Origin of the sequence: Mesorhizobium sp. KR2-14, assembly GCF_040049255.1 — a bacterium.
In the GTDB taxonomy this organism is placed as follows: domain Bacteria; phylum Pseudomonadota; class Alphaproteobacteria; order Rhizobiales; family Rhizobiaceae; genus Pseudaminobacter.
This window is the reverse complement of sequence record NZ_JBDZDR010000001.1, coordinates 290,112-313,811: the sequence shown is the minus strand read 5'-3', so window position 1 is coordinate 313,811 and position 23,700 is coordinate 290,112. Positions and strand designations below refer to the sequence as shown.

At 62.6% G+C, this 23,700-nt stretch carries 25 protein-coding genes and 1 tRNA gene; 14 read left to right on the top strand and 12 right to left on the bottom strand.

Going from position 1 to position 23,700, the window contains the following annotated elements:
• Nucleotides 1-73: 73 nt before the first annotated feature.
• From ABLE86_RS01455 to moaA, 7 genes are all read right to left on the bottom strand, one after another.
• Entirely contained in the window at nucleotides 74-904 is an 831-nt protein-coding gene (locus ABLE86_RS01455) for an ABC transporter permease (protein ID WP_348777134.1), read from the bottom strand.
• Nucleotides 901-1,617, bottom strand: a complete 717-nt coding sequence (locus ABLE86_RS01450) for an ABC transporter permease (protein ID WP_348777133.1) — start codon at nucleotides 1,615-1,617, stop codon at nucleotides 901-903. The genes ABLE86_RS01455 and ABLE86_RS01450 overlap by 4 nt, the downstream gene beginning before the upstream one ends.
• A 104-nt stretch (nucleotides 1,618-1,721) precedes the next feature.
• Complete coding sequence (locus ABLE86_RS01445; RefSeq protein ID WP_348777132.1) at nucleotides 1,722-2,498, bottom strand: ABC transporter substrate-binding protein; 777 nt, start codon at nucleotides 2,496-2,498, stop codon at nucleotides 1,722-1,724.
• 206 nt (nucleotides 2,499-2,704) lie between these two features.
• Nucleotides 2,705-3,217, bottom strand: coding sequence for a molybdopterin-guanine dinucleotide biosynthesis protein B (gene mobB / locus ABLE86_RS01440; protein ID WP_348777131.1), 513 nt, complete (start codon nucleotides 3,215-3,217; stop codon nucleotides 2,705-2,707).
• Nucleotides 3,218-3,354: 137 nt separating this feature from the next.
• Nucleotides 3,355-4,563: a multidrug effflux MFS transporter gene (locus ABLE86_RS01435; protein ID WP_348777130.1), complete on the bottom strand. Its 1,209-nt coding sequence runs from the start codon at nucleotides 4,561-4,563 to the stop codon at nucleotides 3,355-3,357.
• Between the two features lie 2 nt (nucleotides 4,564-4,565).
• Complete coding sequence (locus ABLE86_RS01430; RefSeq protein ID WP_348777129.1) at nucleotides 4,566-5,483, bottom strand: DMT family transporter; 918 nt, start codon at nucleotides 5,481-5,483, stop codon at nucleotides 4,566-4,568.
• A 242-nt stretch (nucleotides 5,484-5,725) separates the two neighbouring features.
• On the bottom strand, nucleotides 5,726-6,721 hold the full coding sequence (gene moaA / locus ABLE86_RS01425) for a GTP 3',8-cyclase MoaA (RefSeq protein ID WP_348777128.1): 996 nt from the start codon (nucleotides 6,719-6,721) through the stop codon (nucleotides 5,726-5,728).
• Nucleotides 6,722-6,929: 208 nt separating this feature from the next.
• Here moaA and ABLE86_RS01420 point away from each other — a divergent pair, with 208 nt between their 5' ends.
• Both ABLE86_RS01420 and ABLE86_RS01415 read left to right on the top strand, forming a co-directional pair.
• On the top strand, nucleotides 6,930-7,280 hold the full coding sequence (locus ABLE86_RS01420) for a DUF971 domain-containing protein (protein WP_348777127.1): 351 nt from the start codon (nucleotides 6,930-6,932) through the stop codon (nucleotides 7,278-7,280).
• Nucleotides 7,281-7,348: 68 nt separating this feature from the next.
• Nucleotides 7,349-7,957, top strand: coding sequence for a pyridoxamine 5'-phosphate oxidase family protein (locus tag ABLE86_RS01415; RefSeq protein ID WP_348777126.1), 609 nt, complete (start codon nucleotides 7,349-7,351; stop codon nucleotides 7,955-7,957).
• A gap of 6 nt (nucleotides 7,958-7,963) precedes the next feature.
• Here the strand turns inward: ABLE86_RS01415 and ABLE86_RS01410 are convergent, their stop codons facing one another.
• Nucleotides 7,964-8,416: a MarR family transcriptional regulator gene (locus tag ABLE86_RS01410; protein WP_348777125.1), complete on the bottom strand. Its 453-nt coding sequence runs from the start codon at nucleotides 8,414-8,416 to the stop codon at nucleotides 7,964-7,966.
• Between the two features lie 47 nt (nucleotides 8,417-8,463).
• Between ABLE86_RS01410 and ABLE86_RS01405 the strand changes: the two genes are divergently transcribed.
• Complete coding sequence (locus ABLE86_RS01405; protein ID WP_348777124.1) at nucleotides 8,464-9,375, top strand: alpha/beta fold hydrolase; 912 nt, start codon at nucleotides 8,464-8,466, stop codon at nucleotides 9,373-9,375.
• A 9-nt stretch (nucleotides 9,376-9,384) separates the two neighbouring features.
• Here the strand turns inward: ABLE86_RS01405 and ABLE86_RS01400 are convergent, their stop codons facing one another.
• Nucleotides 9,385-9,780 (bottom strand): rhodanese-like domain-containing protein, encoded by a 396-nt coding sequence (locus tag ABLE86_RS01400; protein WP_348777123.1) that lies wholly within the window; start codon nucleotides 9,778-9,780, stop codon nucleotides 9,385-9,387.
• 275 nt (nucleotides 9,781-10,055) lie between these two features.
• On the opposite strand from ABLE86_RS01400, the gene ABLE86_RS01395 reads away from it, so the two are divergent.
• Nucleotides 10,056-11,933 (top strand): L,D-transpeptidase family protein, encoded by a 1,878-nt coding sequence (locus ABLE86_RS01395; RefSeq protein ID WP_348777122.1) that lies wholly within the window; start codon nucleotides 10,056-10,058, stop codon nucleotides 11,931-11,933.
• A gap of 165 nt (nucleotides 11,934-12,098) precedes the next feature.
• Here the strand turns inward: ABLE86_RS01395 and ABLE86_RS01390 are convergent.
• Nucleotides 12,099-12,173: transfer RNA gene (locus ABLE86_RS01390), tRNA-Val, on the bottom strand.
• 66 nt (nucleotides 12,174-12,239) lie between these two features.
• Complete coding sequence (locus ABLE86_RS01385; RefSeq protein ID WP_348777121.1) at nucleotides 12,240-12,923, bottom strand: HAD family hydrolase; 684 nt, start codon at nucleotides 12,921-12,923, stop codon at nucleotides 12,240-12,242.
• A gap of 160 nt (nucleotides 12,924-13,083) precedes the next feature.
• On the opposite strand from ABLE86_RS01385, the gene rpiA reads away from it, so the two are divergent.
• From rpiA to ABLE86_RS01365, 4 genes are all read left to right on the top strand, one after another.
• Nucleotides 13,084-13,782, top strand: a complete 699-nt coding sequence (gene rpiA / locus ABLE86_RS01380; protein WP_348777120.1) for a ribose-5-phosphate isomerase RpiA — start codon at nucleotides 13,084-13,086, stop codon at nucleotides 13,780-13,782.
• A 19-nt stretch (nucleotides 13,783-13,801) separates the two neighbouring features.
• Nucleotides 13,802-14,371, top strand: a complete 570-nt coding sequence (locus tag ABLE86_RS01375; protein ID WP_348777119.1) for a DUF2059 domain-containing protein — start codon at nucleotides 13,802-13,804, stop codon at nucleotides 14,369-14,371.
• 104 nt (nucleotides 14,372-14,475) lie between these two features.
• Entirely contained in the window at nucleotides 14,476-15,867 is a 1,392-nt protein-coding gene (gene gor / locus ABLE86_RS01370) for a glutathione-disulfide reductase (RefSeq protein ID WP_348777118.1), read from the top strand.
• A gap of 133 nt (nucleotides 15,868-16,000) precedes the next feature.
• Nucleotides 16,001-17,374: a 3-deoxy-7-phosphoheptulonate synthase class II gene (locus ABLE86_RS01365; protein ID WP_348777117.1), complete on the top strand. Its 1,374-nt coding sequence runs from the start codon at nucleotides 16,001-16,003 to the stop codon at nucleotides 17,372-17,374.
• Between the two features lie 147 nt (nucleotides 17,375-17,521).
• Here ABLE86_RS01365 and ABLE86_RS01360 read toward each other — a convergent pair whose 3' ends face one another.
• Nucleotides 17,522-18,592: a GGDEF domain-containing protein gene (locus tag ABLE86_RS01360; RefSeq protein WP_348777116.1), complete on the bottom strand. Its 1,071-nt coding sequence runs from the start codon at nucleotides 18,590-18,592 to the stop codon at nucleotides 17,522-17,524.
• A 340-nt stretch (nucleotides 18,593-18,932) separates the two neighbouring features.
• Here ABLE86_RS01360 and ABLE86_RS01355 point away from each other — a divergent pair, with 340 nt between their 5' ends.
• From ABLE86_RS01355 to ABLE86_RS01330, 6 genes are all read left to right on the top strand, one after another.
• Nucleotides 18,933-19,343: a GFA family protein gene (locus ABLE86_RS01355; protein ID WP_348777115.1), complete on the top strand. Its 411-nt coding sequence runs from the start codon at nucleotides 18,933-18,935 to the stop codon at nucleotides 19,341-19,343.
• A 105-nt stretch (nucleotides 19,344-19,448) separates the two neighbouring features.
• Nucleotides 19,449-20,246 (top strand): class III extradiol ring-cleavage dioxygenase, encoded by a 798-nt coding sequence (locus tag ABLE86_RS01350; protein WP_348777114.1) that lies wholly within the window; start codon nucleotides 19,449-19,451, stop codon nucleotides 20,244-20,246.
• Between the two features lie 51 nt (nucleotides 20,247-20,297).
• Nucleotides 20,298-20,657 carry a diacylglycerol kinase gene (locus tag ABLE86_RS01345; RefSeq protein ID WP_348777113.1) on the top strand — a complete coding sequence of 120 codons (360 nt, stop codon included), beginning with the start codon at nucleotides 20,298-20,300 and terminating at the stop codon, nucleotides 20,655-20,657.
• A gap of 33 nt (nucleotides 20,658-20,690) precedes the next feature.
• Entirely contained in the window at nucleotides 20,691-21,404 is a 714-nt protein-coding gene (locus ABLE86_RS01340; protein WP_348777112.1) for a DNA-3-methyladenine glycosylase I, read from the top strand.
• 54 nt (nucleotides 21,405-21,458) lie between these two features.
• Nucleotides 21,459-23,144 carry an NAD+ synthase gene (locus ABLE86_RS01335; RefSeq protein ID WP_348777715.1) on the top strand — a complete coding sequence of 562 codons (1,686 nt, stop codon included), beginning with the start codon at nucleotides 21,459-21,461 and terminating at the stop codon, nucleotides 23,142-23,144.
• Between the two features lie 29 nt (nucleotides 23,145-23,173).
• Nucleotides 23,174-23,593: a GNAT family N-acetyltransferase gene (locus ABLE86_RS01330; protein ID WP_348777111.1), complete on the top strand. Its 420-nt coding sequence runs from the start codon at nucleotides 23,174-23,176 to the stop codon at nucleotides 23,591-23,593.
• Nucleotides 23,594-23,700 lie beyond the last annotated feature (107 nt).

Genomic DNA, 23,700 nt, shown 5'->3' with positions numbered 1-23,700 from the left:
AGCATCGGGCAAGGGCAGCACCGGCTGCCGCACGGCCGGCGTGTTGGCGCCGGCCGGTGAGGGAATGAAAAAGCTATCGCTTCAGGTGGCGGGTGATGCGTCGTTCGACCCAGTCCACCCCGTTGCGCAGCGTTTCCACCATCGACAGATAGATCAGCGCCGCCCATAGATAGGTCTGGAAGTCGAAGGTGCGCGAATAGGCCCTGCGCGTCTCGCCCATCAGGTCGTAGACGGTGATGATGGCAATGATTGCCGAGCCCTTGATCATCAGGATGATCTCGTTGCCATATGGGCGCAGTGCCACGATCAGCGCCTGGGGCAGGATGATCTTGCGCATGGTCTGGAACTTCGACAGGCCAAGCGCGGCCGCTGCCTCCCACTGGCCCTTCGACACGCTCTCTATCGCGCCGCGCAGGATCTCGGCCTGGTAGGCGGCGGTGTTGAGCGAGAAGGCAAGCACGCCGCAATACCAGGCCTCGCGGAAGAAGGTCCACAGCCCTACCGCTTCCAGTTGCGGACGGAAGGAGCCCAGGCCGTAATAGATCAGGAAAGTCTGCGCCAGCAGCGGCGTGCCGCGGAAGAAATAGACATAGCCATAGGCAAGCCCGTTGAGCAGCCGGTTCTTCGCCATGCGCGCATAAGCGATCGGCACTGAAAGCAGTGCGCCAACCACCATCGAAACGGATACCAGCGTCAGGGTCACCCCGACGCCACGCAGATAGAGCGGCGCGTATTTCTCGAAAAGCGCCGGGTTCCATGCGTTGAACAGGTAGAGCACCAGCCCGATGCCCATCAGCCCCCACAGCGCCACGAGTGCGGTTCCCACCACGCGCTCGCGCGGCCAGCCGCGTGCGGGCAGGGGCGGGCGGTCGACGATCTGGGAAGGTTGAACCGTGGCGCTCATCGCTTCGCCTCCGTCTTGCCGACGGCACGCTCGATGGCGCCGATGCCGAAGGAGGAGATGATGGCCAGCGCCAGGTAGATCAGGCACGCGACGCTGAAGAACAAGAAGGCCTCCTTCGTCACGCGCGCCGCGATCTGCGATTGGCGCAGGATGTCCGAAAGGCCGATCACCGACACCAGGGCAGTGTCCTTGAGCAGGATCAGCCAGAGGTTGGCGAGGCCAGGAAGTGCGATGCGGACCAGTTGCGGCAGGATGACCAAGCGCATCGTCTGGCCCTTGGAGAGGCCGATGGAATAGCCGCCCTCGTACTGGCCGAGGGGGATGGCACGGAAGGCCGAGAGAAACACTTCGCTGGCGTAGGATGAAAACACCACGCCCAGCGCCACCATGCCGGCGACGAAGCTGTTGATCTCGACGTTCGTGCCGGGGCTGAACAGCTGCACCGCCTGCTGGATGCCGAATTGGGCGCCGTAGAACACGAGAAACAGCGTCAGCAGTTCGGGCAGGCCGCGGAAGATGGTGGTGTAGATATTGCCGGCCAGCCGCAGCGACGGTTCCGCCGATTGCTTCGCCACCGCCACCAGGAAGCCGATGATCAGGCCCAGCGGCAGCGTGGCCAATGCCAGCGATACGGTGACGAACACGCCGTAGGCAATGCTACGGCTCCAGCCTTCGGGGCCCCAGCTGAGCAGCGTCCAAATTGCGCTCTCCATGCATGTGCCTTCTTTTTCGGGAGTTTTCTTGTGATGGCCCGTAACATTGCAAACGGCGGGATTTGGTCCCGCCGTTCGGTGGTCAGAGCGACGATGTTGCGCGTTTATCCGCCATAAACGTCGAACTTGAAGTACTTGTCATTGATTTCCTTGTACTTGCCGTTGGCGCGGATCGCGTCGATGGCGGCGTTCAGCTTCTCGCGAAGCTCATCCTCGCCCTTGCGGATGGCGATGCCGGCGCCGCGGCCATGGATCTCTTCCACCGGGGTGATGGTGCCCACCAGCTTGCAGCAGTCTCCTTCCGGGGAATCCAGCCACTGCTGGATCGCCACGATATCGTCATTCACCGCGTCCAGGCGGCCATTGGCGATGTCGAGCTGGTATTCCTGCGCGGTCGGATAAGGCTTCACCGTGCTGTCGGTGTAGGTCTGCTCCGAATAGTTGAAGTGCGTGGTCGAGCCCTGCACGCCGATGGTCTTGCCGGCCAGGTCTTCCTTGGTCACGCCCTTGATGTCGCTATCCTTGGGCGCGGCGATGGCCGGCGGCGTGTTGTAGTATTTGTTGGTGAAGTCGACCTTCTGCAGGCGTTCCGGCGTGATCGACATCGAGGCAATGATGGCGTCGAACTTGCCGGCCTGAAGGGCGGGGATGATGCCGTCCCAGTCCTGGGTTACGAATTCGCACGTCACCTTCATTTCGTCGCACAGAGCCTGGGCAATGTCGACATCGAAGCCTTCGAGCTTGCCGTCGGCGGTCAGGTTGTTGAAGGGCGGGTAGGCGCCCTCGGTCCCGATCTTGAGAACCTTGTCCTCCGCCTGTGCAGCGCCCATCGCCAGCGCGATGGCCGACGCCGCAAGGGCAATACGCATTGCAATACGCATAGTGTTCCTCTCTGTTTTCACTTCCGCTGCTTGATGCAGCGTTGTCGGAGGCCTGGCTGGCGCTCCACTGGCGCGGATACTCCCACTCTTTGCGCCGAAAAAGCAACTGCAAAACCGCGGCCTAAGCACGACTTCATGCAAACATTTCCACATCTTGGCGGATGTTTGCGGGCAGGGCGCCCGGCTGCGCAAGTTCTGACGTTAGGTCAGCTTCGTCTCAGCCCGACCGCCCTTTCGATGAAATCGGCGATGGCCGGCACGTCATCGATGTCGAAGACTGGAATCGTCTCGCTTTCTATCGGGTGATCTGCCGCAATGGCGACGATGTGCGGGTCGCTGGCCGAAAGCGGAGTGCCGTTCTTGGCCTCGCGCCTGCGCGCCTCGATCTTGAGGTGGTTCTCGCGCTTGTAGCCTTCCACCAGCACCAGGTCGCAGGGCGACAGCCGGGCCAGGATCGCTTCCAGCTTGGGCTCTTCCTCGCCGTGCAGTTCATGCATCAGCGCCCAGCGCTTGCCCGAAACGATCGCCACTTCGCCGGCGCCGGCCTGGCGGTGACGAAAACTGTCAGTGCCTGCCTGGTCGATGTCGAAGGCGTGGTGCGCGTGCTTGACCGTGGAGACGCGCCAGCCGCGCGCGGTCAGCGTGGCCACCAGCCTTTCGGTGAGCGTTGTCTTGCCGGAATTCTTCCAGCCGGTAATTCCGAATACGCGCTGTGTCACCTGTCGTCGCCTGTGTAGTTTCCGGGCGTGCGCGAGGCTGCCCGCCATTTGTCATTGCCAAGGCATGGGCGGTTTTTTGTTCCCCGTCCAGCAGCGCAAGCCGCTCGCGACAAAAATTTCCACCCCGCGGCAGGGGATCACCATGCCTCGGCAGCGTCCAACGTGGCGCGCATCACGTACCAGGTGCTCAGTACCGCGGCCACCGACGACAACAGCATCAGCCACAGCAGCGGATAGGGGCCGGTTTCGGGCGTCAGCAGCGCGCCGGCCAGCACCGCCAGCGCTGCCCCGCCGCCAATCGTCAGCGCGCCGCCCAGCCCGGAGGCCGAGCCGGCAAGGTGGGCGCTGACGCTGACAATGCCGGCGTTGGCGCTGGGCAGCGTGACGCCGTTGCCGACGCCGATGAACAGAACCGGTCCGAACAGCGACAGCGGATGGTTGTAGCCGAGCATGAAAAGCGTGATCGACAAGGCCATGCCGCCGATGGCGATGACGTTGCCGCAAAGCATCATGCGGTTGATGCCGAGCTTGCTCGAAAACCGGCCGGACATGAAGTTACCGAACATGTAGCCGATCGAAACGATGGCGAAATAGAAGCCGTATTGCGATGCCGTCAGGTGCAGCATTTCCGACGCGATGTAGGGACCGCCGCCCAGGAAGGCGTAGAAACCGCCCGAGGTGAAGACGGCTGTGAGCGTGTAGCCCCAGAAGCGCTGCGAGCCGATCAGTTCCGGATAGGCACGGAACTGGGCAAGCAGATTTGGCGAGCGCTCATGGTTGGTCTCGCCTAGGTCCATCCAGACGATGGCGAAGGCAAATACCCCCACTGCGAGCATCAGCAAGAAGGTCGAATGCCAGCCATAGAGTTCGTCGAGGAAGCCGCCGATCACCGGCCCGATCATCGGCGCCAGGCTCATGCCCATGGTGATGTAGCCGATCTTGCTCGCCGCCTGCGCGGCCTCCACCGTGTCGCGCACCACGGCACGCGAGAGCACGACGCCGGCGGCCGAAAATGCCTGCAGCAACCGGCAGCCGAGCAGGAACTCGATCGTGGGCGCATAGAGGGCGGCAACCGTGCCGACGATGAAGATCGCGAAGCAGACGAGCATCACCGGCCTGCGGCCGAAGCGGTCGGATGCGGGGCCGATGAAGACCTGGAGCAGGGCGGTCGCGGCCAGGTAGAGCGACACCACCAGTTGCACCACCGCGTAATCGGCCTCGAAATGCCGCGCCATGCCCGGCAGCGACGGCAGGAATACGTTCATGCACAGCGCGCTTGTCGCGGCCGCCGTCACCAGCGTCATGATGTTCGGCGCCGTCGCGCGGTTGAAATGCTGGCGTGCCATGATCACAGGCCGTCGGGCGCCATTGCCGGGCTGGTGCTTTGCGCGGCGGGGGCCGTTGCGCTCGCCCGTTCGCGGTAGAGCGTATAGAGCCCCGATCCGACGATGATGATTGAGCCGACGATCATGGCCAGGTCGGGAACATCGCCGAACATCAGGTAGCCGAGCATGATCGCCCACAGCAGCGCGGTGTAGCGGAATGGCGCGACGAAGGAGATGTCGCCGGTGCGCATCGACATGATGATGAACTGGTAGCCGAACAGCAGAAGCACTGCGGCAGCTGCAAGAAGCCCGACATGGCCCGCGGTCATCGGCGTCCAGCCGCCGAGCGGCACGATGAGGAACCCGCCGCACAGCGTCACCACGATGGCGGTGGCCACCGAAACCAGCAGCGACGGCACGTGCGTTGGCAGGCGCCTGGTGGTCAGGTCGCGCAGCGCCGAAAAGCCGACGCTGAGCAGCGCGAGCAACGCAAAAGCGTTGAAGCCGTCGAAGCCGGGGCGCACGATGATCATGACGCCGGTAAAGCCGACCGCAATCGCCATCCAGCGCCGCCAGCCGACGCGCTCACCCAGAAACAGCGCCGCCCCCATCGTCACGGCCAGCGGCAGCGCCTGCAGCACGGCCGAGACATTGGCGATGGGCATCTGCTGCAGCGCCAGCAGGTAGAACACGGTGGCGCACAACTCGCCCATGGCACGCAGGGCCACCATGGGATGGAAGACCAGTTGCGGCGCGCGCAGGGCGCCCTGATGCCACGCCAGCAGAACGATCAGCGTGGTGGCAAACAGGCCGCGCACCAGCATCACCTGTCCGAGGTTCATTTGTTCGGCCGCGAACTTGACCAGCGCGTCGTTGATGGTGAAGCCCGCCATCGACACCACCATGAACAATGAGCCGCGCAGATTTTCTGAAATGGTCAAGGCATTACCGATTCTTTTTACTGGGATACCCAATGCTATATCATTGGCAGAAAAAGCAACGGCAAAGGACTGTGCCACAGGGACTTTGCGGCGCGCGGATGGGAGGGTTTCTCGGGCGCGGAGAGCCTGTGCCGCGAAAGCGAAGTAGGCGCACGGCCGCGATGACCCCTCCCGCATCCTCCGCCGCGCTCGGATGCGACCTCCCCTCAAGGGGGAGGGTCAGGCGCGAGCGCGGGAAAAACTCACCCGCCGGTCACGCTCATGTGGCGCGAGACGGCGGGGCGCTTGGTGCGGCGGTCGATGACGAAGTCGTGGCCCTTGGGCTTGCGGCCGATGGCCTCGTCGATGGCGCTTGAGACGAGTTCGTTGCCTTCCGAGGCCCGCAGCGGCGCGCGCAGGTCGGCGGCATCCTCCTGGCCGAGGCACATGAAGAGCGTGCCGGTGCAGGTCAGCCGCACTCGGTTGCAGCTTTCGCAGAAATTGTGCGTCATCGGCGTGATGAAGCCCAGCCGGCCGCCGGTTTCGGCAACCTCGACATAGCGGGCGGGGCCGCCGGTCTTGTAGGGAATGTCGGTGAGGGTGAACTGGCGCTCGAGGTCGGCCCGAAGCAGCGACAGCGGCAGGTACTGATCGGTGCGGTCCTCGTCGATCTCGCCCATCGGCATGGTCTCGATGACGGTCAGGTCCATGCCCCGTCCATGCGCCCAGCGCAGCATGTCGGGCAACTCGGCGTCGTTGAATCCCTTCAGCGCCACGGCGTTGATCTTGATCTTCAGCCCGGCGGCCTGAGCAGCATCGATACCGGCCATGACCTTGTCGAGGTGGCCCCAACGGGTGACGGCGTGGAATTTCTGCGGATCGAGCGTGTCGAGCGAGACATTGATGCGCTTCACGCCGCAATCCGCGAGTTCGGAAGCGAAGCGGGCAAGCTGCGACCCGTTGGTGGTCAGCGTGATTTCCTCAAGCGCCCCGCTTTCGAGATGGCGCGAGAGCTGGCGCACCAGGTGCATGATGTTCTTGCGCACCAGGGGCTCGCCGCCGGTCAGGCGCAGCTTCTTGACGCCCTTCTCGACAAAGACTGTGCACAACCGGTCAAGTTCTTCCAGCGTCAGGAGGTCCTTCTTGGGCAGGAAGGTCATGTCCTCGGCCATGCAATAGGTGCAGCGGAAATCGCAGCGGTCGGTGACCGAGACGCGCAGATAGGTGATCGTGCGGCCGAATGGATCGATCATGTTCATGCGACTGCGTTTCCTCCAACGGGTGCCGGGCCGGCGATTTGAATGTCGTATAGTCGGCTTCGTCATTCAAGATAGGCTATAACGCTAGCCAGTAACAATCCCGAGGCCGTTGGCGCAATGCAGAGCTTTGGCGCAACGGCCATTTGCCGCTTTGCGGATCGCCGCAAGGCGCGTAGGGATGAAGCAGGCATTCAGGAAGGGTGGGATCATGACGGCGCCGAAGGAACTCAGGGTATCGAAGGATCGCAGGACGCTGACGGTGACCTTCCCAAATCACGCTCCGTTCGAGCTTTCCGCCGAACTGCTCCGTGTGCTTTCGCCTTCGGCCGAGGTTCAGGGCCATTCGCCCGACCAGCGGGTGACCGTGCCTGGCAAGCGCGACGTGGCCATCCTGAAGATCGAGCCGATAGGGAACTATGCGGTGCGCATCACCTTCGACGACAGGCACGACACTGGCATCTTCACGTGGGATTACCTGCACACGCTGGGCCACGAGAAGGAACAGCGATGGACCGGCTATCTGGCCGAGTTGGAGGCCAAGGGGTTGTCGCGGGGTTGACGGGCTGGCGTCACCGGGGTGTCATGGAGATGAAATAGGCGCGGGAGAGCAAACGGGAGGTTCGGGACATGTCCATCATCACCACCGTCGAGGAGCTCGAAGCGCTTTATGGCGTCCCCGGCGAGACGTCGCTGGTCAAGGAGCTTGACCGCATCATTCCCGAATATGCCGCCTTCATCGAGGCTTCCCCCTTCGTGGCGCTCGCCACCTGCGGGCCGGAGGGGCTGGACTGCTCGCCGCGCGGCGATCTTGCCGGCTTCGTGCGCATCCATGACGAGCGCACGCTGATGATGCCGGACCGGCGCGGCAACAACCGCGCCGATTCGCTGAAAAACATCATCCGCGACGGGCGGGTGGGGCTCTTGTTCCTCGTGCCCGGCTCCGGCACCACGCTGCGGGTCAACGGCCGCGCCCACATCACCACCGATGCCAGGCTCTGCGCCTCCTTCACCGTCGAGGGCAAGCCAGCGCGCTCCGTGACGGTGGTTGCGGTGGAGGCCGTCTATTTCCAGTGCGCGCGTGCGATCCACCGCTCCGAACTTTGGAACCCGGAAAAGCATGTCGACCCGAACACGCTGCCGACGCCGGGCCAGATACTGGCGGTGACCAGCAAGGCGCGCATCGACGGCGAGGCCTACGACCGCGAATGGCCGGAGCGCGCAGCCAGCATGTGGTGATGCCGGCTATTCCGGCTTGAGGGCTTCGATCACCCTGCGCATGTGGTCGCCGAGCAATTCGCATTCGTCAGGGGTGGATTGGTCCATGACCTTGTCGACCAGCGACATATAGATCTTCAGCGCCTCCATCAGCAGCGCCGCACCCGTGGGTGTCAGTGAAAGCCGCAGGATGCGCTTGTCCTTGCCGTCGCCTTCGCGGCGCAGCAGATCCCTTTTCTCGAGCTGCGGCAACAGCATGGTGATGTTGGAGCGCCCCACCAGCAGCTTGCGGGCAAGCTCGTGCTGCGAAAGCCCGGGGTGGCGATAAAGGTTCATCAGAACGTCGAGTTGCGCGGGCTTGAGGTCCAGCGGCGCCAGCGCCGAGCCGAGGGCGCGTTCGACCGAATGGCAGGCGCGCGCCACCGCCACCCAGTTGCGGAATCGCGGGTTGTCCCAGGGTAGTTCTTGCTTATTGTTCATGATTGAACTATTGTGTTCATGTTTGAACCTTTCGATGGATTGATAATATGACACCAATCGCGCTGAAGGTCATCCGGGGCGTTTTCGGCGCAGCCGAGCTTGTTGCGCCGCGCCTCGGCGGGCGGGTCGGTTTCGAGCTTTTCTGTCGCACACCTAATCCCAAGGCGCTGAGCGAGGGCGAGCGCAAGGCAGTTGAACGCGCTGCCGACCTGATGGCCGAAGCGCGTCACCACAGGCTGAAAGTGGGCCGGGACTGCGTTGCGGCGCATGAATTCCGGCCGGGGGAAGGGCGATTGGCGGCCGGCACGGTGCTGGTGATTCATGGCTGGCGCTCGCGCACCGAATATATGCGCGCCCTGATCGACGGTTGCCGCACCGCCGGTTTCCGCGTCATTTCGCTCGACCTGCCCGGCCATGGCGCATCGCTAGGCCGGCGGCTGAATCTGGTTAGCGCAGTGGCTGCCTCGCGCGCTGCGGGCGACTGGTTCGGCCCCTTCGACGCCGTTATCGGCCACTCCTTCGGCGGAGCGGTTGCGGCGAATGCCACAGCAGGCGCGGTGGACGGCATTGCGCCGCTTGAAACGGGGCGGCTGGTCATGATCGCGGCGCCAAACTCGCTTTCGCAAGTGTTCGATAGCTTTCGCCGGCAGGTGAACCTTGGCGGCCGCTCGGCCTCGGTAGTTGACCGCCGCGTCAGGAACCTTTCAGGCCACGGACTTGCGCATTTCACTGGCGCGAAGCAACTCGCGAGATTGAGCACACCGACGCTGGTCGTGCATGCGCCGGACGACGCCGAAGTTCCGGCCGACGATGCCCGAGCGCTAGCTGCAGCGGGCGACCATGTTCGGCTGCTCTGGGCCTATGGCCTTGGACACCGGCGCATCCTGTCCGACCCCGCTGTCGTCGATCAGGTGGTCGACTTCGTCACACAGGTATCGCAGCCGGCGCCGTCGCACTGAAGCAACGGCTCAGCTTTTCTTATCCGGCATGATGACAGGCAGCCCTGCCTGCTTCCATGCAGCGAAGCCGCCAAGGATATGCTTGACCGGTTCGAGCCCCATGTCCTGCGCGGTCTTGGTGGCAAGCGCGGAGCGCCAGCCGCCGGCGCAGAAGAAGACGAAGCTCTTGCCGGATGAGAAGAAAGCCTTGTGATAGGGGCTGTCCGGATCGATCCAGAATTCGAGCATGCCGCGAGGACAATGCTCAGCACCGGGAATTTGGCCTTCTCGCTGCAGTTCGCGCGGATCGCGCAGGTCGACGAAGACGATGTTGGGATCGTCGAGGAGGGGCACTGCCTGTTCCGGCGAGATCGCTTCGATCTGGGCATTTGCTTCGTCCAGGAGGTCCTTGTAGCCCTTCTTCATTGCTCTCTCCCACTTTGCACTGCGTGTGTTTCGTCCTTGCATATTCATGGCACGGCAGCCGTTCTGCCGCCACTGGCGGCTTCCAATTCACATGCAAACCGGTGCATCCGGCAAGCTGAAACCGCGCCGCAACACTCGGCTCGAAATACACGAAGCTTTAACCAAATCGGTGTGAATCGGGAGGGTGGCGTCTTATACCCGCCACGGGCGAACCGGTTCCTTGCGCGCGAAGTTCGGCAGGAATCCTGCCGACTTCCCATGGGAACGGGTGATCGATGAAGTTCTTCACTAAGAGACATGCAATCCTTCCGGTGGCAACGCTTGCCGGAGCGCTGGCAGCGGGCGTGCCGCAAGCCGAGGCGCAGGCCTTGTTCGACGTGCTGTTCGGCGGCGGACGTGTTCAACGCGCGCCCAAGGGGGAGTTTCCTCCCGTCCCCAGGGCCGCACCGGAAACGCCGGCATCACGGCCCGCGGAAGCCAAGCCGATCAAGAAAATCACCGGTCCAACTTACTACACCTACAAGGCCGATCCCTTGGTACGGGTGGAGTTTGGAAACATCGGCGCAGCGCCGCAGCGCGTTGCCTACGATCCTTCGCTGCGTGGCAGCACCTTCAGGGATGCGCTGCAGGCACTCGAAGGCTTCGACCTCTATGCCGAAAGGGACGTGGCCAGGGCGGTTGCTGCCTACTATGCCGCGAACCCGGATTTCATCTGGGTCTCGGGCGTGAACGCCAACAGCCGCGCCAAGGAAGCGGTGAGTGTACTGGACGAGGCGGGCGACTATGGACTGCGTGCGTCGGACTACGCGGTCAGCCTGCCGCCGGCACTTTTTGACCTGGACGACGTCGCGGCACGCCAGCGAGAACTGATCCGCTTCGAGATGACGCTTTCGGCGCGCGTCCTGCGCTATGTGCGCGATGCGCGGGGTGGCCGCGTCGACCCAAACCGAATTTCCGGTTACCACGATTTTCCCGCCAAGCCGCTCGACATGGTCAGTATGCTTTCCAGGCTGGCCCGTACGGAGGAAGCGCGGACGTTCCTGGAATCGCGCCATCCCCAGAATGCCGAGTTCCAGGCCTTGCAGGCCGAGCTCAAGGCCCTGGAAGCCAGTGTCGAGAATGAGATCATCGTCGACCGCAAGCTCTTGCTGAAGCCGGGCCAGACCAGCGCGGAACTGCCCAAGTTGCTGCGGCTGATCGCCCGCGACTATGGCGCCGAGCTCGAGAACCATCGCGAAGTGCTGGACCGCCTCGGTGCGAGCGAGGTCTATGTCGAAGAGCTCGTGCCGGTCATCGAAGCCGTGCAGAAGAAGCTCGGCCTCAAGCCGGACGGCGTCGTCGGCCCGCAGACGGTGATGAAGCTGGCCGGTGCGCCGAAGGCAGAGCGCCTGGAAAAGGTGATCCTGGCGATGGAGCAGCTGCGGTGGCTGCCCTCCGACCTCGGCAGTCCGCGCGTCTTCATCAACCAGCCGGCCTTCACCGCCAGCTATATCGAAGGCGACGCGGAAAAGCTGAAAATGCGCGTGGTGATCGGCCGTCCGAGCAACCAGACCAGCTTCTTCTACGACCAGATCCAGCAGGTTGACTACAACCCCTACTGGGGCGTTCCGCAGTCGATCATCGTCAACGAGATGCTGCCGCGTCTCCGCAGCGATCCCGGCTACCTGGACCGCTCCGGTTATGAGGTAACCGACGCCAAGGGCCAACGCATTCCGTCTTCGTCGATCGATTGGAACCAGTACGGCGGAAATGTTCCCTTCAGCGTGCGCCAGACGCCCAGCGAGGCCAATGCGCTTGGCGAACTGAAGATCCTGTTCCCCAACAAGCACGCCATCTACATGCACGATACGCCGCAGAAGGGCCTGTTCAGCCGTGATTCGCGCGCCTTCAGCCATGGCTGCATCCGCCTGAGCGATCCGCGCGGCATGGCCGCTGCCTTGCTGGGGACCGACGTCGACTACGTGGCGAAGAAGCTGAAGCAGGGCCATTCTTCGGAAAAGGTCGCGCGCAAGATTCCGGTCTATGTCGCCTATTTCACTGCCTGGCCGCAGATGGACGGCACGGTAGAGTATTTCAACGACGTCTACGACCGCGATTCGCACCTGAAGCTTGCGCTGGAAAAGGTCGAGGCATCCCGCACGCGCAGCATGTGACATCAAGCCGGCCGCGGGCAGGGCGCATCAATCGCTTGCCCGCGGCTGCTTTGTGCCCGCAAAATTTAGAAAAATAATCCGAAGTCCAACGCGCTTGGGAAAGCGCCTGCACCTGTGTTGCCACGGTGCGAACTGGTTCGGAAAAACAATAAATTCAAAGGGGGATGGTGGGCGATGTAGGGATTGAACCTACGACCCCACCCGTGTGAAGGGTGTGCTCTCCCGCTGAGCTAATCGCCCGCTGCTGCCCGAAGGCGAAGCGTGCCGCGATATAGGAGACGAGCACGCCCGAAGTCAAGCCACTGATTACGCTCTTGTTGCCGCGATCAGGCCTTCGGCGAGGCCGACCGTCAATTCGTCATAGTGGGAAATGATCCGCGAGGGTTCGAATTCGCGCACATGCCGGTCGGTATAGCCGAAATCGACCGCCACGACCGGAATTCCGGCAGCCTTGGCGGTGTCGATGTCGGTCCGCGAATCGCCGACCATCACGGCCCGCTCCGGATTGCCGCCGGCCTGGGCGATGGTTTCGGTGAGGTGACGCGGGTCGGGCTTGCGGAAGGCGAAGGTGTCCTGCCCGGTGATGGTCGCGAAGCGACGGCTGATGTCGAGCGCATCCAGCAGTCGGCGTGCGAATTTCTCGGTCTTGTTCGTGCACACTGCCAGCAGGAAGCCCGCGGCTGCGAAACGGTCGAGTGCGTCGAGCACGCCTGGGTAAGGTTGGGACCGCCCCGGAATGTTTTCGCCATAGTGGTCGAGGAAGAGAGCAAAGAGCCGGTCATGCTCATCCACAGGCAGCAGCTTTTGTTGGGCCGCATAGGCGCGTTCGATCATCACTCGGCCGCCGTGGCCGAGGAAGCTGCGGAACCCGGTCGCATCGGTTTGCGGTACTCCGCCGGCCGCAAGGCTGTGATTGAGGCTGTCGAGCAGATCAGGCGCCGTGTCGATCAAGGTTCCATCAAGGTCGAATACGATGATCGGGCGGCTCATTGGCGGTCCTGCTCCTTGCGCTACACTGATGATGGGTTGGGCATAGCCCGCGAGCCACTGCGGGGCAACCCTGGGGCATTGGGCCTGCAAGGCAGAAAACCTTTGCCGCAAGCCCTAAAAATGATAGGAGCGCCAACCAGACAGGAGGGCGGCAATTCCCATGGATGCACGTGCGTTGAAGATTGAGGCCGCCCGGGTGGCGCTTGGCCATGTTCCGGACGGAGCCCGGCTCGGTATCGGGACCGGTTCCACGGCCGAAGAGTTTGTGCGGCTGCTGGCCGAAAAGGTGGCCGCCGGCATGAAGATCATCGGCGTGCCGACTTCCGAGCGAACCGCCGCCTTGTGTGTGGAACTTGGCGTGCCGCTGTCGACGCTGGACGAGACGCCGGAACTCGACCTTACAGTCGACGGTGCTGACGAGATCGATCCGCAGCTTTCGCTGATCAAGGGCGGCGGCGGCGCGCTGCTGCGCGAAAAGATCGTCGCTGCGGCTTCGAAGAAGATGATCGTCATCGCCGACGAAACGAAGATGGTCGAGGCCCTGGGCAAGTTTCCGCTGCCGATCGAGGTCAACAAGTTCGGCCTCAAAGCAACCGAGCGCGCCATAGCTTCCGTTGCGGAAAGTCTCGGACTCTCCGGCCCGCTTACATTGCGGATGACGAACGGCGCGCCGTTTGTTACAGACGGTGGACATTTCATTCTTGATGCATCTTTTGGCCGCATTCCCGATCCAAGAGCGCTGTCAAATGGTCTTTTCGCCGTTCCGGGGGTTGTCGAACACGGTCTGTTCCTTGGTTTGGCGCAAGCGGCTATCATCGCCGGCGCCGACGGTGTCAGAACGGTACATGCGACCCGATAAACAGGAGTTTTATCCCATCATGATCTTGGCCCACCGTGTTCGTCGCTTTTCCACCGTTCTGGCGGCGTCAGTCGTGCTTGCAGCCGCTGTGCCGGCTTTCGCGCAGGACGTCTCGGAAGCGCATCTGAAGGCCGCCCGCGATGCGGTCGCGGCGATCAAGGCCACTGACCTCTTCGATGGTATCCTGCCGCAGGCCGCATCCGCGCTGAAGTCCGAGATGATCCAGAAGAACCCGGATCTTCAGGAGGTCATCACCAGCACCGTGGACGATACGGCGCTGAAGCTCGCCAGCCGCCGCGCCGACCTGGAGAAGGAAGCGGCGCTCGCCTATGCGCGGGTGTTTTCTGCCGACGAACTCAACGCGATTGCTGGGTTCTACACATCCCCGGCTGGCAAGAAGCTGCTTCAGGACGGCGTGATCGTCACCCGCGAGGTTGGCAAGGCTGCCGATATCTGGCAGCGCGGCATCGCCCGCGATCTGGCCGAGCAGTCGGCGACCGCGCTCGAGGAGATCATCAAGGCCAAGGGACTGATACCGCCGCCGGCGCCCGAAGCCGCCACCGACGGCGACGCTTCGACCGCCAACTAGGCAACGGGCCCCACGGTCTGAGACGAAAAGCCCGGCCGCGCCGGGCTTTTATTTTGGCTGTTTGCCTCCTAACTGTGGCCAGCGCTGCCAACGGAGATGGAATCATGACTGCATACGACTACGATCTTTTCGTCATCGGTGGCGGCTCGGGCGGCGTGCGCGCGGCGCGTGTGGCGGCCTCCCTGGGCAAGCGCGTGGCGATAGCGGAAGAGTTCCGGTTCGGCGGCACCTGCGTCATCCGCGGTTGCGTGCCCAAGAAGCTCTATGTCTATGCGTCGCAATTTCCGGAGCACTTCGAGGATGCGGCCGGCTATGGCTGGACGGTGCCGAAGCCGAGCTTCGATTGGCGCAAGCTGGTGGACAACAAGGAGCGCGAGATTTCGCGGCTCGAAGGCCTCTATCAGAAGGGCGTTGCGGGCGCCGGCGGCGAGATTTTCCACACGCGCGCCACGCTGGTGGACAGGCACACGATTCGTCTGGAGAACGAAGACCGCACCGTTACCGCCGACCAGATCCTGATCGCGACTGGCGGGCGGCCCAATCCGCACGCTGCGCTTCCCGGCCACGAGCTTTGCATCTTTTCCGACGAGGCATTCGACCTGCCAGAACTGCCGAAGTCGATCGTGATCTCCGGTGGCGGCTATATCGCCGTGGAATTCGCCAACATCTTCCACGGCCTCGGTGTCGAGACGACACTGATCTATCGCGGCAAGGAAATCCTCGGCCGCTTCGACATGGACCTGCGGCAGATGCTGCATGAGGACATGGAGAAGAAGGGCATCCGGATCATGCTGCACACGGTCTTCGAGAAGGTCGAGAAGCGTGCGGATGGCTGCCTCGATGCGCACGTGACCGGCGGAGAGGTGCTGACGGTGGACCAGGTGATGCTGGCGATCGGCCGTATTCCCAACACTGAAAATCTCGGCCTGGAAGGCGTCGGCGTCGAGATGGGCAAGATGGGCGAGATTGTCGTCGACGACTACTCCCGCACCAACGTCGACAATATCTGGGCGGTGGGCGACGTCACCAATCGCGTGCAGTTGACCCCCGTGGCCATCCACGAGGCGATGTGCTTCATCGAGACGGCGTTCAAGAACAATCCAACCAAGCCGGATCACGAGTGCATCGCCACGGCAGTGTTCTCGCAGCCGGAAATCGGCACCGTCGGCCTCTCCGAGGACGAGGCGGCCAAGCGCTTCGCAAACCTCGAGGTCTATCGCGCAACCTTCCGCCCGATGCGCCACACCCTGTCGGGCCGGCAGGAAAAGATGCTGATGAAGCTGGTGGTCGATGCCGACACGCGGCGCGTGGTTGGCGCGCATGTGCTTGGCCCCGACGCCGGCGAAATGGCGCAGCTGCTGGGTATTCCGCTGAAGGCTGGCCTGACGAAGGACGATTTCGACCGGACCATGGCGCTGCATCCGAGCGCGGCGGAAGAGCTTGTGACGATGTACAAGCCTACCTATCTGGTGAGGAACGGCCAGCGCGTGGAGTAAGGCCGCCAAACTCGTTCGCTCCAGCCGGAATCCGGGGTAGAATAGCCACTTGGCTTCCGGTATAGGGGCATGTCCCGAAAATGCGGACGTTTCCGGGCGGTTCCTGTCGCGAAGACATGTATTGGGTGCAACAATGACTAAGTGGTCTCCGAATTCCTGGCGCAACAAGCCGATCCAGCAGGTTCCGGCCTATCCGGATCAGGCTGCGCTGTTTGAAACCGAGGCCCGTCTTGCCACCTTTCCGCCGCTCGTTTTTGCAGGCGAGGCGCGCAAGCTGAAGAAGCAGCTCGCCCAGGTTGCTGCCGGCGAGGCCTTCCTGCTTCAGGGCGGCGACTGCGCCGAAAGCTTCGCCGAGCACGGCGCGGACAACATCCGCGACTTCTTCCGCGTCTTCCTGCAGATGTCCGTGGTTCTGACCTATGCCGGCGCGCAGCCGGTGGTGAAGGTGGGCCGCATCGCCGGCCAGTTTGCAAAGCCGCGTTCTTCCGACAACGAGACGCGGGATGGCGTGACGCTGCCCAGCTACCGCGGCGACATCATCAACGGCATCGACTTCGACGAGAAGTCGCGCGTGCCGGATCCGGCGCGCCAGGAAATGGCCTACCGCCAGTCGGCCGCCACGCTGAACCTGCTGCGCGCCTTCGCGCAGGGTGGCTATGCCAGCCTGGAGAACGTCCATCGCTGGATGCTCGGCTTCGTCTCCGACAGCCCACAGGGCGAGCGCTACGAGGCGCTTGCCAACCGCATCACCGAAACCATGAATTTCATGAGCGCGGTCGGCATCACCTCGGAGAACAATTTCGCCCTGCGCGAAACCGATTTCTACACCAGCCACGAGGCGCTGCTGCTCGGCTACGAGCAGGCGCTGACCCGCGTCGACTCCACTTCGGGCGATTGGTACGCCACCTCCGGCCACATGATCTGGATCGGCGACCGTACGCGCCAGGCCGACCATGCACATATCGAGTACTGCCGTGGCATCAAGAACCCGCTCGGCCTGAAGTGCGGACCGTCGCTGACTCCCGATGGCTTGCTGGAGCTGATCGACCTCCTGAACCCCGAGAACGAGGCGGGCCGGCTGACGCTGATCGCGCGCTTCGGCGCCGACAAGGTGGGCGATCACCTGCCCAAGCTGGTGCGCGCCGTGCAGAAGGAAGGCCGCAACGTCGTCTGGTCCTGCGACCCGATGCACGGCAACACGATCACCGCGGCCGGCTACAAGACCCGTCCGTTCGACCGTATCCTGGGCGAAGTGCAGGCGTTCTTCGACGTGCACGCAGCGGAAGGCACGCATGCTGGCGGCATTCATGTCGAGATGACAGGCAAGAACGTGACCGAGTGCACGGGCGGCGCACGCGCCATCCGCGACGAGGAACTGCAGGACCGCTATCACACCCATTGCGACCCGCGCCTCAACGCCGACCAGGCGATCGAACTGGCTTTCCTGGTTTCTGAGCTTCTGAAGAAGGGCGCGAAACGCAGCGAGAAGAAGGCGGCTAGCGCCTGAGCGCGGTTGCACTCTTGAATCTGAAAAGCGCCGGCTTACCGGCGCTTTTCTGTTGGGCGCGTGAGATGGCTGAGAGTGGCGAAGACGACCGCTGCAGGCTAAGGCCGACGCCATGTCGGCGGCGGCTTTACGGCAGGTCGGCCCGGCTCAGTCCTTGCGGTACAGCTTCCAGTTCTTTCCCGTCCGCGCCGAAATATCCGAGTACCTGGTCACGCGATTGCGGCCGTCCACTTTCGACCGGTATAGGGCACTGTCGGCCTTCGCGTAGAGATCGTCGGCGCTCTCTGCGTCGGAAGCCATGCAGACGCCCATGGACACGGTGATGGGCCCGCAGTCCTGCTGCGGTTCGCCCCACCTGAACGGCGTCTGTTCGATCAGCACCCGAAGATGGTCGGCGATTTCGAACGTCGACTGCTCGCTGGTTCCGTCGACGATGAGCGCGAACTCCTCTCCGCCGGTCCTCGCCACGAAGACCGCTTCATGGGTGCTGCTCTGGAGAATGTCGGCGATCACCTTGAGGATCCTGTCGCCGACGGGATGGCCGTACTGGTCATTGACCTCCTTGAAGCTGTCGATATCTGCAAGGATCAGAGCCTTGAACAGGATGCCCCTGTTGCTGTCGTAGATCGCGGCAAGCTCCTTGTCGAAGGCGCGCCGGTTCCAGATATCGGTGAGGGGGTCTGTGGCGGCCAGCCGCTTGTACTCCTCGAGCTTTGACTTGACGCTTTCCAGCTCGGCGGACTTTTCGCTCAGCGTGTCGGCTATCTGCCTGCCGTGGTCGATCGTCGAATTGGTGGCAGTCGTCATGGCGCGAGCGATCTTCTGCAGCAGTTCCTTGCTGATCAGATCGCGGTTGTTCAGCCCACTCGAGGTCTGGTCGAGGATCTGGCCGTATTTTTCCAGATGCTGGTGTTCGGAGCGCAAAAGGCGGGCAATGTCCTCAAGCTCCTGAGCGACCACCTCGCGGGCTTGCTCCACGATCGACTGGTTGTGATTCTGGGCGAAATACTTGCGGCCGATCTGGTCGAGGCGCTCCTGTGTCGGGTGGTGGCCCAACTCGATCACTTCCAGGCTGAGTCGGGGATTCGAGCCGGACAGGGCCTCGTAGAAAATTTCATAGTTGCGCGGCAGGCTTGCCACTCGCATTTGGCGCATCGTCGCAACCACATTGGCCGCGAGGTCATGGCTTGGCTCGTTGTGGGCGACAGCAGGCTGCATCCTTGCTCCACTCTCCATTGGGTGCCTAAGGCGGCTCCCGCGTCCGATGTCAGGCAATTCGACAATCAGAAATTGGTCAGGGGCTTGGATTTTCAAAACAGCACAAGAATGCCCCCCGCAATCTGCGATGTCTGTCTCCCAGGGAAATACAACGCGTTCGTATAAAAATTCTCTTAACTTTTTACAATAGAGATTTCAGTAATAGGTGTTGAAATACTGGATCGTCGCTTCTGCCGTAAGTTGTCAGGCTAGATGTCGCAAATGCAGCAGCTGGGTGGCCCTGCCTGTGATGACTTTACGTCATGCGAGCGGCGGTGCGAGTGTGTAGGAGCAGAAGGCGATGAAGACGGGATCTTGCGGCTGCGGCGCGGTCCAATTCACGGCAGAGGGGCCCCTACGGGGCGTTGTCTATTGCCACTGCACGCAGTGCCGCAAGCAAAGCGGACACTTCTTTGCGGCAACCAATGTTTCGGATGCCGACCTGGATATTCGCGGCTCGGAAAACATCACCTGGTATCGAAGCTCCGAGGTCGCCCGGCGAGGATTTTGCCGCGTGTGTGGGTCGGTCCTGTTCTGGAAGCACGATGAACTCGACACCGTCTCGGTAATGGCAGGCGCTTTCGACACGCCTTCCGGCCTCGTGGGCGAGAGCCATATCTTTGTCGCCGACAAGGGCGACTATTACGCCATCGACGACGGACTGCCGCAATTTCTCAAATCCACACCGACGGTCAAGGTGGCGCAGGACTAAGCGCCATGGGAGGAAGCGTCATCGTTTCCTGAACGGTTCGTCTCGCGCCCGCGATCTGCCGAAGACAGGCATTCCGCCCTATGATGCAGGCCAAGGAGAAAGCCCATGGCCACCATGCCCACCTTGTTCGTTTCACACGGCGGTCCGGACATCGTCATCAAGGACACGCCGGCGCGCCGCTATCTCGAGACGGTTTCGACCCTGGTTCCCCGGCCCAAGGCAATTGTGATCATGTCGGCGCATTTCGAGACGCATGGGGTCACCGTGGTGACCGACCCCAAGCCCGACATGATCTACGATTTCAGGGGCTTTGCTCCGGAACTATACGAAATGGTCTATGCCGCGCCCGGTGCGCCGGTGCTGGCGGAAAAGGTCATGGCATTGCTGGAAGACGCAGGCCTGTTGCCGGCGCGGCTCGGCCGACGCGGCTATGACCATGGAACCTGGACACCAATGAAGCTGGCCTTTCCCGAGGCCGACATACCCATCGTGCAGGTGTCGATCGACCCCAACGCAGATGCTGCCTGGCACTACGCGATCGGCAAGGCACTTGCTCCACTGCGCGAGGAGGGCGTGTTGCTGGTCGGTTCCGGCCACATCACGCATAATCTGCGCGCCTATTTTTCAACCATGCGGCAAGGAGCGGCTGTCGATCCCGAACTGGCGGGAAAGGTCGAGGCATTTACGCAGTGGTTTGCGCAGAAGCTCGCCGCCAACGACACCGAGGCCTTGCTTGACTGGAAGAGAGAGGCGCCCTTTCCTGCCGACAATCACCCGACCGACGAACACCTGATGCCGATCTTCTTTGCCTATGGTGCGGCGGGCGCCGGCGCCAAGGCAGAGCGCGTCCACAATTCCGTCGACCACGGCTTTTTCGCCAACGACTCATACCTGTTCCACTAGGGGTGGATTGGGATACATGATCCTTTTGCAACGATTCGTAAGGGGGTCTGAATGGAGCGACTGGTCAATGCCTTCCGCAATTCAGTCAGGGCATTCGGCCGCCTGATCCGGAGCGAGACCGCATTTCAGCAGGAGGTCATCCTGCTTGCCTTGGCCATTCCGGCGGCGTGGTTTCTGTCAACCAGCTGGAGAGGCTTCGCGGTGCTTATAGGGGCGGTGTTGTTCCTTATGCTGATTGAGGTGCTGAACACCGGCATCGAGGCGGCTTGCGACGCTGTCTCGCGGGATTTCCACGGTGATATCCAGCTTGCCAAGGACTGCGGGTCGCTTGCGGTTCTGATCGCGATCGTCATCGTGGCGGGCATCTGGGGAGCCGCATTAATAGAACGGATAACCGACCTTCCGCTGTAGGGAAGCAACAGGATTGCCAGGGGAGGATTCCACATGCTCGATTTTGGGAGGATCCGCGCCCGTGCGGCTAGCCGCAAGGGCGGCGAAGACGTTCTTGCCTCGCTGCTGGGACCGGTGCCGGACAATGCGGCGTTGGCGAGCGTTTCCGACGACCGCATCCTGTCGACCATGGCCGAGCGGGTGTTCGCGGCCGGTTTCGTCTGGCGCGTGATCGAGCAGAAATGGCCGGAGTTCGAGGACGCATTCCTCGGCTTCGAACCGAAGCGTCTGTTGTTCCAGCCGGACGACTTCTGGCACGATCTGGCTTCCGACAAGCGCATCGTGCGCAACCCGCAGAAAATCAGGTCCGTACGCGAGAATGCGGCCTTCGTCGAGCGCGTTTCGAAGGAGCATGGCGGCTTCGGCAAGTTCCTGGCCGCATGGCCTGCCGACGACCAGATCGGGCTGATGGCCTATCTGGGCAAGCATGGCAGCCGGCTTGGCGGCAACACCGGACAGTATTTCCTGCGCTGGCTTGGCTGGGACACTTTCGTCATGTCGCAGGACATGGTCGCGGCACTGCGCGACGCTGGCCTCGAGATCGGCGACAATCCAACATCGAAGCGCGATCTTGCGCGCGTCCAGGAGCAGATCAATGCCTGGGCCGGGCAGACCGGCCTGCCGCGCTGCCATATCTCCCGTATTCTCGCCATGTCGATCGGCGAAAATTACTCCACGCAGAGGCTACGAGAACAAGTCGGCGAATAGGTGGGTGGAGTTACCGCATTGCCCGAGAAAGGCGGCCGCGCTACACCGCTTCGCATGAACACCAAGCCCATACTTCGCGATATTCTGCGCATCGCCGTTGCTCAGCTCAATCCGATCGTCGGCGACGTAGCCGGCAATCTCGCCAAGGCCCGTGAAGCGAGGGCGGATGCCGCGCGTCAGGGTGCCGACATCGTTCTCTTCACCGAACTTTTCATCGCCGGCTATCCGCCCGAGGACCTGGTGTTGAAGCCCGCCTTCCTTGCCGCCTGCGAGCGCGCCGTGGAAGAATTTGCCGCCGAAACCGCCGACGGCGGCCCGGGCGTCATCATCGGCACGCCGCTGAAGCGCAAGAGCGGCGTGCATAATTCCATCATCGTGGCCGATGGCGGCAAGATCCTTGCCGAGCGCTACAAGATCGACCTGCCGAACTACGGCGAGTTCGACGAGAAGCGCGTGTTCCAGGCCGGGCCTGACCTGCCGGGGCCGGTCAATTTTCGCGGCGTCAGGCTGGGCATTCCGATCTGCGAAGACGTCTGGGGCGAACTTGGTGTTTGCGAGACGCTTGCAGAGTCCGGAGCCGAAATCCTTTTGGTCCCCAACGGCTCGCCGTACCATCGCGGGAAAGCCGACATCCGGCAGCAGGTTGTCATCAGGCAGGTGATAGAAACCGGCCTGCCGATCATCTATGCCAATCAACTCGGAGGCCAGGACGAACTGGTCTTCGACGGTGCCTCCTTCGCAATCTCGGCCCGAAAGACGCTCGCTTTCCAGATGAGCCAGTTCGAGGAGGCCCTTTCCGTCACCGTATGGAAGCGCAACGAAGACGGCTGGGAATGCGTCGACGGCCCCATGTCGAAGCTCCCTGAGCGGGAGGAGGCAGACTACCGCGCCTGCATGCTCGGGCTGCGCGACTACGTCAACAAGAACGGCTTCAAGGATGTCGTGCTCGGCATGTCGGGCGGCATCGATTCGGCCATCTGCGCGGCCCTTGCCGTGGATGCGCTGGGCGAGGAGCGGCTGCGCGCCGTGATGATGCCCTATCGCTACACCTCCAAGGATTCGCTGAAGGATGCCGAAGACTGCGCCCGCGCTCTTGGCTGCCGCTATGACATCGTGCCGATCGCCGAGCCGGTCGAAGGTTTTTCGCACGCGCTGACGCAGATTTTCGAAGGCACGCGCGAAGGCATCACCGAGGAGAACCTGCAGAGCCGCGCGCGCGGAACGATCCTGATGGCGATCTCCAACAAGTTCGGCTCCATGGTCGTGACGACGGGCAACAAGTCGGAAATGTCGGTCGGCTACGCCACGCTCTATGGCGATATGAATGGTGGCTTCAACCCGATCAAGGACCTCTACAAGATGCAGGTCTATGCACTGGCGCGCTGGCGCAACGGCACGGTGCCGCCGGGCGCGTTGGGGCCTTCGGGCGAGGTGATACCCGCGCACATCATAGACAAGGCGCCGTCGGCGGAACTGCGTGAGAACCAGACCGACCAGGATTCGCTGCCGCCGTACCCGGTGCTCGACGACATACTGGAGTGCCTGGTCGAGAACGAGATGGGCGTGGACGAGATCGTCGCGCGCGGCCACGATCGCGAGCTGGTGCACCGCATCGAGCATCTGCTCTATGTCGCGGAATACAAGCGGCGGCAGGCTGCCCCGGGCGTAAAGATCACACGGAAGAACTTCGGTCGCGACCGCCGTTACCCGATCACCAACCGGTTCAGGGATCGCGGCTAGGCGGCATGCGTTCTGCGTCGGGGGCGAACATGGCGGCTTATGAGATCAGCTTCGACCCGGCGCGGATCGATTTTCACGCGACCTGCGAACTACTCAAGTCCAGCTATTGGGGCCGCGGGCGAAGCGATGGCGGCTATGAGCGTGCCTTTGCCAATTCGTTATGCGCCGGCGCCTATCTCGACGGCAGGCAGGTGGCGTTTGCGCGAGCGATTACCGACAGAACCTATTTCGGCTATCTGTGCGACATAATCGTCTGGCCCGAACATCGCGGGCAGGGACTGGGGCAGAGGCTGGTTCGCGCCTTCATCGACCACCCGGAACTCGGCGGCATATTGCACTGGAGTCTTTCCACCTCGGATGCGCACGGAGTTTACGAAAAGCTCGGCTTCGTAAAATCTGCCGACGGGCAATACATGCGGCTGTCTCGCACGCCTTCTATCTCGTTCTGAGGCGGGTTGGCGCGTGCCATCGCGCCATCCGGACGGGTTCGACTCTGGTGTAAAGCCTCGTTACCGCCCGGATTGTGCCCGGCCAGTGCCAAATTCGTTTCGTATGC